Source organism: Alloyangia mangrovi, assembly GCF_002300555.2.
Classification (GTDB): domain Bacteria; phylum Pseudomonadota; class Alphaproteobacteria; order Rhodobacterales; family Rhodobacteraceae; genus Salipiger; species Salipiger mangrovi.
In genome coordinates, this window is record NZ_NTHN02000101.1 from 1 (window position 1) to 7,687 (window position 7,687).

Genomic DNA, 7,687 nt, shown 5'->3' on the forward strand with positions numbered 1-7,687 from the left:
CGCCCTCGGCCCAGCTCGCCAGCACGAAGGCGCGGGCGCTGCCAGTGCCGAGCGCAGCATCTCGCCGCCGGGCTCGAGCCGCCCGGGGCGGATCAGCCGCTCCCCCAGCTCGGCGCGGATCCGCGCGGCATAGCCCGGATCGCCGTCATGGCCGACCAGCACCAGATCGAGCGGCAGGTCCCGCAGTGCCCGCGCGAGGCTGAGCTGGTTCTTGCGCGGCTCGACGCGGCCGATGCAGATCACGTAATCGCCGGCTCCCGCGGGCAGATGCGCCTGCCGGAAGAGCGCCGGATCGCCGCCCGGCCAGAGCGCCGCATCGACCGGGTTGTGGACCAGGCTGGCGCGCTCGGGCGGCACCTCGGCGCCGATTGCCGCCAGCGCCGCTCGCTCGGCCTCGCTGAGGAAGATCACGTGGTCGCAGAGCGCCAGCATCTCGCGGACCATGGCGTGATAGCCCGGGGCGATCTCGTGGTGCTGGCCGCGGGTCTGCAGCTGGCGGCGCAGCGCGGCGCGGGTCTGCAGCGGCAGATAAGGCTGCTGCAGGGGCTCCCAGAGCGGCATCTCGCTGAAATCGAGGTAGATCGGCGAGAAGACCACCCGCTTGCCCGCCGCCCTGAGATCGCGCAGCGCCGCCAGCGCGCTCTCGGGCGGCCAGACGTTGAAGAGATGCACGGTCTCCTCGGGGATCTGGGCGGCGCTTTCGTAGAGCCCGGCCTCTGCGGGCCAGCCGATCCGCCGCAGCGCCTCGGCGCTGCGCGGCACCCGCACGCTGGGGCCGCCGAGCGTGCGGTCCTCGCCGCCATGCAGCAGCAGGCGCACGGGGGCGGGGATGGCGGCGGGGGCGGTGTCGGCCATGGGTGTCTTCGGGCGTCTCTTCGGGCGAGGGATGTGCCAAGGTTCTCGCAGAGCCCGCGCGCAGCGGCAAGCGCAGGGCGCCGGACGATGCCTGTGGCGTGGCTGCCGCGGCACGCAAGGCTGGCCGCGCGGATCTGGCAAAGCCGGGGCGGGGCGGATAGCTAGGAGAAAAGCATCCGGCGCCGCGCCTTTCGGGGGCGGTGCCGGGCGGGACGGGAGCATCTCTTGAGGCGATTTCTGGCAGCGGCGCGCATCGGACGGAGCCCCTATTTCGACCGCTCCTGGTACGTCCGGCGCTACCTTCCGGGCGCGCGCCCGGTCTTTGCGGCGCTGCACTACCTGCGCGAGGGCGCGGCCGCCGGCTTCGATCCGGGACCGGGCTTCAGCACCCGCGGCTATCTCGCCGCCCATCCCGATGTCGCCGTCGCCGGGGTGAACCCGCTCCTGCACTACGAGCGCTACGGCCGGGCCGAGGGCCGCGAGCTGACGCCGCCGCTGGGGCCGGTCGCCCGCCCGGAGCGGGAGGGACAGCAGGCCGCCGAGATGGCGGTGATCGTGCATGCCTATCATACCGAGGTCTTCGACGAGCTGCGCCGGGCGCTCGCGGTCTTCCCCGAACATGCCGACATCTACGTCAGCTACCCGCGCGGCTCGAAGACCCATGACGAAGCGCTGATCCGCGACGCCTTCCCGGGCGCGGTGCCGGTGGCGGTGGACAACCTTGGGCAGGACGTGGGGGCCTTCCTGCAGGTGCTCGAGCGGATCGACCGGCGCGGTTACCGGGCCTATTGCAGGCTCGGCTCGCAGGCGGAAAGGCTGCCCGAGCCCCTGTACGAGACTTTGCTGCGCGGCGCCGTCGGCCCGGCAGAACGGGTGGCCGAGATCGTGCAGATCTTCCGCGACCGCCCCGAGGTGCTGCTTGGCGGCGCCCGCGAACTCTTCCGGCACGGGCCGAGCGCGCTGCCGGACACGGCTGCCGTGCTGACCGCGCTGCTCGGGAAGGCCGGGGGGCCGTCCGATGCGCTGGAGACCGACTGGGGCTTTTTCGCGGGCGCCGTGTGCTGGCTGCGCGCCGAGCTGGTCGAGCGGCTGGTGGGCTGCCTCAGGGCGGAAGAGTTCGGGCCGGGGCAGCGCGACGGCCAGTTGGCGCAGGCCGGAGAGCGGCTGCCGGGGCTCTTGGCTCAGGCGATGGGCGGGCAGGTGGCGCTGGCCTCCTGCCTCGATCCCAAGGCGCCGGTCGCGGTGCTGCCCGGCCTGCCGCCGGAGGCACCACGCCGCAATATCCCGATGACCGAGCTGCTCGGCGGTCTGGGCACACGCTGGATCACACCGGCGGTCGCGGCGATGGCCGCGGGGCGGGCGCCGGGGCTCGGCGCGGACCGGCGCTACAACCCGGCGGCGCGGGCCGCGGCACCGGTGGGCGAGTATGCCATTCTCACCCCGACCGGCGACCGGCCAGAGGCCTTCGCGCAATGCCTGCGCATGGTGGCCACCCAGAGCCTGCAGCCAAGGGAATGGATCGTGGTGGACGACGGCGCGCGCCCGCTGACCGAAGATATCGCGCTGCCGGACTGGGCGACCTACGTGCGCCGCGCCCCGGGCCCGCAGGATCCGCCGCATACGCTGCCCTGCAACGTGCTGGCGGGACTGGAGCAGCTGACCGCCGAGCGGGTGCTGATCTTCGAGGATGACGACTGGTACTCGCCGCTCTACGCCGAATTCCTGCTGCCCTGGCTGGACAGCTTCGATCTCGTCGGGCTCAACCTGATCCGCTACTACCACCTGCAGGGCCGCGCCTGGAAACATGGCTTCCAGCCCGCCCATACCGCCTTTGCCCAGAGCGGTTTCCGCCGTGGTCCGGCGTCGGAATGCCTGGCGCGGGTCTGCCGCTCGGAGAACGCCGAGATCCGCCAGCAGGGGCTGATCGATCGCCACTGGTGGCACGGCTTCGAGGGGCCCAAGTACCTTATCCAGGACCACCCGGCGCTGCACCTGGGGCTGAAGGGTGGTGCCGGCCGGCCCGGGCTCGCCTCTGGCCACGACCGTGCCGAGGTGGATTACATCCCTGACCCGGAGGGGGCGTATCTCGCCGGGGTGCTGGGGCCGGACCGGATGTATTACGAGGGCTGAGCGGGGCGGCTTGCCAACGAACCGTATGTTCGGCTCAGCGAGTTCCGCTGAGCTTTTAAGCATTCGGACATCCGGTCTCGAAGGCCTTTGCCGCAGCCTTTTTTTCATGCCGAGTTCCGAGGCATAGTTTGCCTTGAAGAGAGATGGCGCGAAGCGAGGACAGCTGATGGATCGCAGAGTTTTTCTCAGTCTGTTGGGCGGGGGCGCGCTCACGATTGCCAACACCGCCGTGGCCGGGGCGGAACAGTTGTTCTTGGCCTCTCGCCAGGTGGCAGAGGCCGCATACATTCCGGAAGAGATTGCCCTTCTGCAGGTCCTAAGAGACGGCCAGATATATCAATATGTTCGCGATGCCGAGGGAACTGCTCTCGTGTGCAGAGATGGAAGCAGTTGGTCGCCTGCCGAGGCGCCCAACTTGCTGCACTGGGGGGGTGGCTGCAGATGGTACGGGGGATGATGCCGAGGCGATCACGCAATTCGTGGCCTATCTGGATCGGACTCGGCGAGAAGGCTACGTGCCGGCGGGTCGCTATGCGGTGAGCTATGTACGGAATCGCGAGCTGCAGTTCGGGCTCGCCATTCGCTGCCATCCGGAGGCCCGCTTTGAGGGGCTGCCCACCAAGGAGATCATCGAGGATCTTTCCGCTGGGAGCCACCATTTGAGCGCGTTCCAGGCGAATCCCGGTGGGGTGAGAGTGACGGTGAACAGGGACGGCCGCGAGGTCTCCCTGCGCCAGGGGAAGGATTTCGAGTTTTCGGATAATACGATCACATGGGCATCGGATTCCCCGCACCTCGCGAAGGCCTCGGGCCCGGTGACCGTTGTCTCGGCCTCTCCCATGATCGAACTCGGGGTTAGGAACCCATCCGGGAGCCGCTGCGAATGGACAGGGGGGGGTGATCGACAATGGGCGCCGCGGGTTTGCCCCAGCCAGGGCAAGCGGGTCGGGATTGGTGCTCACCTTCTTTGAACAATACGAGGTGTCGGGGGTGAGCTTTCTCGGCGCCGCCGATTACGAGACGGCCAAACGTAACGGCGTCACCGATACGTCCCTGACCATAGACCGCTGCTCTGGAGGAATGATCTCGGGCAATCGGTTTTCCGGCCAGGCCGATCTTGGCATCTACATCACCGGCGGAAATGAGGCGGGTGATGCCGACAACGGCATTCACCACGTCGTGCAGGGCAATTATTTCGTTGGGTGTAATGGGGGGGGTCTCGGCCAAGCGGGACGTGCGTGGGGTGAAAATCCTCGCGAACACCTTCGAAGCCTGTTTCGTCGGGGCCGCATTCTATAACACGACGCAGCGCGGTGAGGGGGGGCGGGGGATCATCAGCGGTAACGAATTCATCCGCTCCGCCCGTGCCGCGATCGATGTAAGAGCCACTCGCAACGTGATCGTATCGGGCAATGTCATCCGGGACATCGGAGAAACCCCTTCAGGGCAGGTGCAACCTGGAAGCGCTGGCATCGATTTGCGCGGCGTGTCCTACTCAGCGGTCTCTGACAATCTTGTCGTGTTGGAAGAATTTTCTGGACAAGGGAGCGTGGGGATCAGGCTCGGCCCGGACGAGACCAATGAGACGATCGACTGCACGAAGTTGGTCATTACCGGAAACGCGCTTTCCCGGCTCGAGACGGGAATTCGCGAACAGGGAGCCGGGGACGACAACCTGTTTCGCGAAAACTACATGTCGGAAGTGGCACAGCCCATGGATGTGCCGGACCGGCGGGCATGGCAGTATCGCGATCCCCGCGGAGCGCATGAGAGCACGGGCTGAGCCGGCTCAGGACTCCCGCAGCAGCCCCATCAGGTAGCGACCGTAGTCGTTCTTGCGGAACTTCTCGGCACGCTCGGCGAGCTGCTCGCGGTTGATCCAGCCCTGGTCGAAGGCGATCTCCTCGGGGCAGCCGGACTGCTGGCCCTGGCGCGTCTCCAGCGTGCGCACGAAGTTGCCCGCGTCGAGCAGCGAGCCATGGGTGCCGGTGTCGAGCCAGGCGTAGCCGCGGCCCATGCGCTTCACGTCGAGCTGGCCCTCGTGCAGGTACATCTCCAGCAGCGTGGTGATCTCCAGCTCGCCGCGCGGCGAAGGCTCGACCTTCTTCGCCCGCTCCGGTGCCGTGCCGTCGAGGAAGTAGAGCCCGGTCACCGCGTAGTTCGAGGGCGGCACCTCGGGCTTCTCGATGATCGAGGTCGCGCGGCCCTCCTTGTCGAAATCCACCACGCCGTAGCGCTCGGGATCGGCGACGCGGTAGCCGAAGACCGTGCCGCCGCTCTCGCGGGCGTCGGCCTGGGCCATCATCTCGGGCAGCCCGTGGCCGTAGAAGATATTGTCGCCCAGCACCAGCGCCGAGGGCGCGCCGGCCAGGAACTCCTCGGCCAGGATAAAGGCCTGCGCCAGCCCGTCGGGGCTGGGCTGGACCACGTAGGTGAGCGAGATGCCCCATTGGCCGCCGTCGCCGAGAGTGCGCTGGAACTGCTCCTGGTCCTGCGGCGTGGTGATCAGGCAGATCTCGCGGATGCCGGCGAGCATCAGCACCGAGAGCGGGTAGTAGATCATCGGCTTGTCGTAGACCGGCAGCAGCTGTTTCGACACGCCCATGGTGATCGGGTAGAGCCGGGTCCCGGAGCCCCCTGCGAGGATGATACCCTTACGCTTCGTCATTTTACACGGTGCCTCAAGTCAGGAGTGGTCTGGGAGGGAGGTCTGGCCCCGGACCCATGGCCCGAGGGCAGGCTGGGCCCGGCTTGATCAGGCCGGGGTCTTCTGCGCCGGGCTGCCGGTGGTGGTGCCGGTGCTGCCCGTGCCGAGCCGCTGGCCGACCCCGGCGCGGGCCTGCAGCGGGCGCCACCAGGCCTCGTTGTCGAGATACCATTGCACGGTCTTCTCGAGGCCTTCCTCGACGGTCACCGAGGGGCGCCAGCCGAGCTCTTCGCGGATGCGGCTCGGGTCGATCGCGTAGCGCGCGTCATGGCCCGGGCGGTCGGTGACGAAGGTGATCTGGTCGGCGTAGGAGCCGCTCTGCTTCGGGCGCTTGGCGTCGAGGATGGCGCAGAGTGTCTTCACCAGCTCGAGGTTGGTGCGCTCGTTCTCGCCGCCGATGTTGTAGCTGCGGCCCAGCTCGCCCTTTTCCACCACCAAGAGCAGCGCATCGGCATGGTCCTCGACGTAGAGCCAGTCGCGGATGTTCTCGCCGGTGCCGTAGATCGGCAGCGGCTTTCCGGCGAGCGCGTTCAGGATCACCACCGGGATCAGCTTTTCCGGGAAGTGGTAGGGTCCGTAGTTGTTCGAGCAGTTGGTCAGCACCACCGGCAGCCCGTAGGTCTCGTGCCAGGCGCGCACCAGGTGGTCCGAGCTGGCCTTGGAGGCCGAGTAGGGCGAACGCGGATCGTAGGGTGTTTCTTCGGTGAACTGCATCGAAGGGTCGGCGGGCAGCGAGCCGAAGACCTCGTCGGTGGAGATATGGTGGAAGCGGAAGCTCTCGGGTTTGCCCTGCTGCGTCCAGTAGGCGCGGGCGGCTTCGAGCATGTTGTAGGTGCCGGTGATATTGGTCTCGATGAAATCGCCGGGGCCGTCGATCGAGCGGTCGACATGGCTCTCGGCCGCGAGATGCATCACCGCGTCGGGCTTGTGGGCGGCGAAGATCCGGTCGAGCGCGGCGCGGTCGCGGATGTCGGCCTGCTCGAAGGCATAGAGCGGGCTTTCCGCCACCGAGGCGACGTTGTCGAGGCAGGCGGCATAGGTGAGCGCGTCGAGGTTCACCACCTCGTGGCCGCGGGCAATGGCGAGGCGCACCACCGCCGATCCGATGAAGCCGGCGCCGCCGGTGACCAGAAGTTTCATGCCTGGGAGTCCTCGAAACTGAAGGGGCTGTCGAAATCGGCCAGCAGGGGGGGCGGCGGCATCCTTGTCGGAGAGCACAGCGCCGCTCGTATCCATGCCCCAGTCGATGCCGATCTCGGGGTCGTCGAAACGCACCGCACCATCGCACTCGGGGGCGTAGTAATCGGTGCATTTGTAGATGATCTCGGTGTCATCCTGCAGGGTGATGAAGCCATGCAGGAAGCCCTCGGGGATCAGCAGCTGGCGACCGTTCTCGAAGCTGAGCTCGTAGCCCACCCATTTGCCATAGGTCGGCGAGCCCTTGCGGATGTCCACCGCCACGTCGAAGAGCCGCCCGCGCCCGCAGCGCACCAGCTTGGCCTGGGCATGCGGCGGCGCCTGGAAGTGCAGGCCCCGTACGGTGCCGGTCCTGGCCGAGAGCGAATGGTTGTCCTGCACGAAGTCATAGTCGAGCCCCTGCTCGGCCATCCGCGCCTTGTTCCAGCTCTCCGAGAAGAACCCGCGGTTGTCGCCGAACCGGCGGGGGGGTGAGGAGCTTCACCCCGGGAAGGGCAGTTGCTTCTATTTCCAGCATAAACCTTAACTTTTTTCGCGTCCGCTGCAGTCTCTTGGTTTGTCTACAGAGGAAAGCGTCGCGGAAAAAGGGGCGATCCGCCCTGAGCGCTTATTCCATGAGCGAAGTGCTGCTTCCGTGGGCGCGCGAGGCAGGAGAAGCCTCGCCCTTGCTCTTGCAAATGCCGCGGTGCGCAGCCCATAAACCGGCAAAAGGAATTGTGGGACGACCCTTATGAAAATCGCAGTTATCGGCACCGGTTACGTCGGCCTTGTCTCTGGCGTGTGTTTCTCCGACTTCGG

Annotated in this window: 7 protein-coding genes and 1 pseudogene; 3 read left to right on the forward strand and 5 right to left on the reverse strand. The window is 67.4% G+C overall.

The features are described from left to right. Positions 1 to 855, reverse strand: an 855-nt coding sequence (locus tag CLG85_RS26440) for a glycosyltransferase family protein (protein ID WP_260350295.1), incomplete at its 3' end; no start/stop codon positions are given. A gap of 225 nt (positions 856 to 1,080) precedes the next feature. On the opposite strand from CLG85_RS26440, the gene CLG85_RS26445 reads away from it, so the two are divergent. From CLG85_RS26445 to CLG85_RS26455, 3 genes are all read left to right on the forward strand, one after another. Further along, positions 1,081 to 2,985: a rhamnan synthesis F family protein gene (locus tag CLG85_RS26445; protein ID WP_260350297.1), complete on the forward strand. Its 1,905-nt coding sequence runs from the start codon at positions 1,081 to 1,083 to the stop codon at positions 2,983 to 2,985. 897 nt (positions 2,986 to 3,882) lie between these two features. Next, complete coding sequence (locus tag CLG85_RS26450) at positions 3,883 to 4,284, forward strand: hypothetical protein (protein ID WP_260350299.1); 402 nt, start codon at positions 3,883 to 3,885, stop codon at positions 4,282 to 4,284. Beyond that, positions 4,229 to 4,768: a NosD domain-containing protein gene (locus CLG85_RS26455; protein WP_260350301.1), complete on the forward strand. Its 540-nt coding sequence runs from the start codon at positions 4,229 to 4,231 to the stop codon at positions 4,766 to 4,768. Before CLG85_RS26450 ends, CLG85_RS26455 begins: the two co-directional genes overlap by 56 nt. Positions 4,769 to 4,774: 6 nt before the next feature. Here the strand turns inward: CLG85_RS26455 and rfbA are convergent, their stop codons facing one another. The 4 genes and pseudogenes from rfbA to CLG85_RS27565 all read right to left on the reverse strand — a co-directional run. Further along, complete coding sequence (gene rfbA / locus CLG85_RS26460; protein ID WP_095884159.1) at positions 4,775 to 5,653, reverse strand: glucose-1-phosphate thymidylyltransferase RfbA; 879 nt, start codon at positions 5,651 to 5,653, stop codon at positions 4,775 to 4,777. Positions 5,654 to 5,740: 87 nt separating this feature from the next. Continuing rightward, complete coding sequence (gene rfbB / locus CLG85_RS26465; protein ID WP_095882067.1) at positions 5,741 to 6,832, reverse strand: dTDP-glucose 4,6-dehydratase; 1,092 nt, start codon at positions 6,830 to 6,832, stop codon at positions 5,741 to 5,743. Then, positions 6,829 to 7,406 (reverse strand): annotated as a pseudogene (gene rfbC, locus CLG85_RS28045) (dTDP-4-dehydrorhamnose 3,5-epimerase). Before rfbC ends, rfbB begins: the two are co-directional and overlap by 4 nt. A gap of 90 nt (positions 7,407 to 7,496) precedes the next feature. Beyond that, the coding region (locus CLG85_RS27565) for a hypothetical protein (RefSeq protein WP_311735046.1) at positions 7,497 to 7,687 on the reverse strand (191 nt) is incomplete at its 5' end.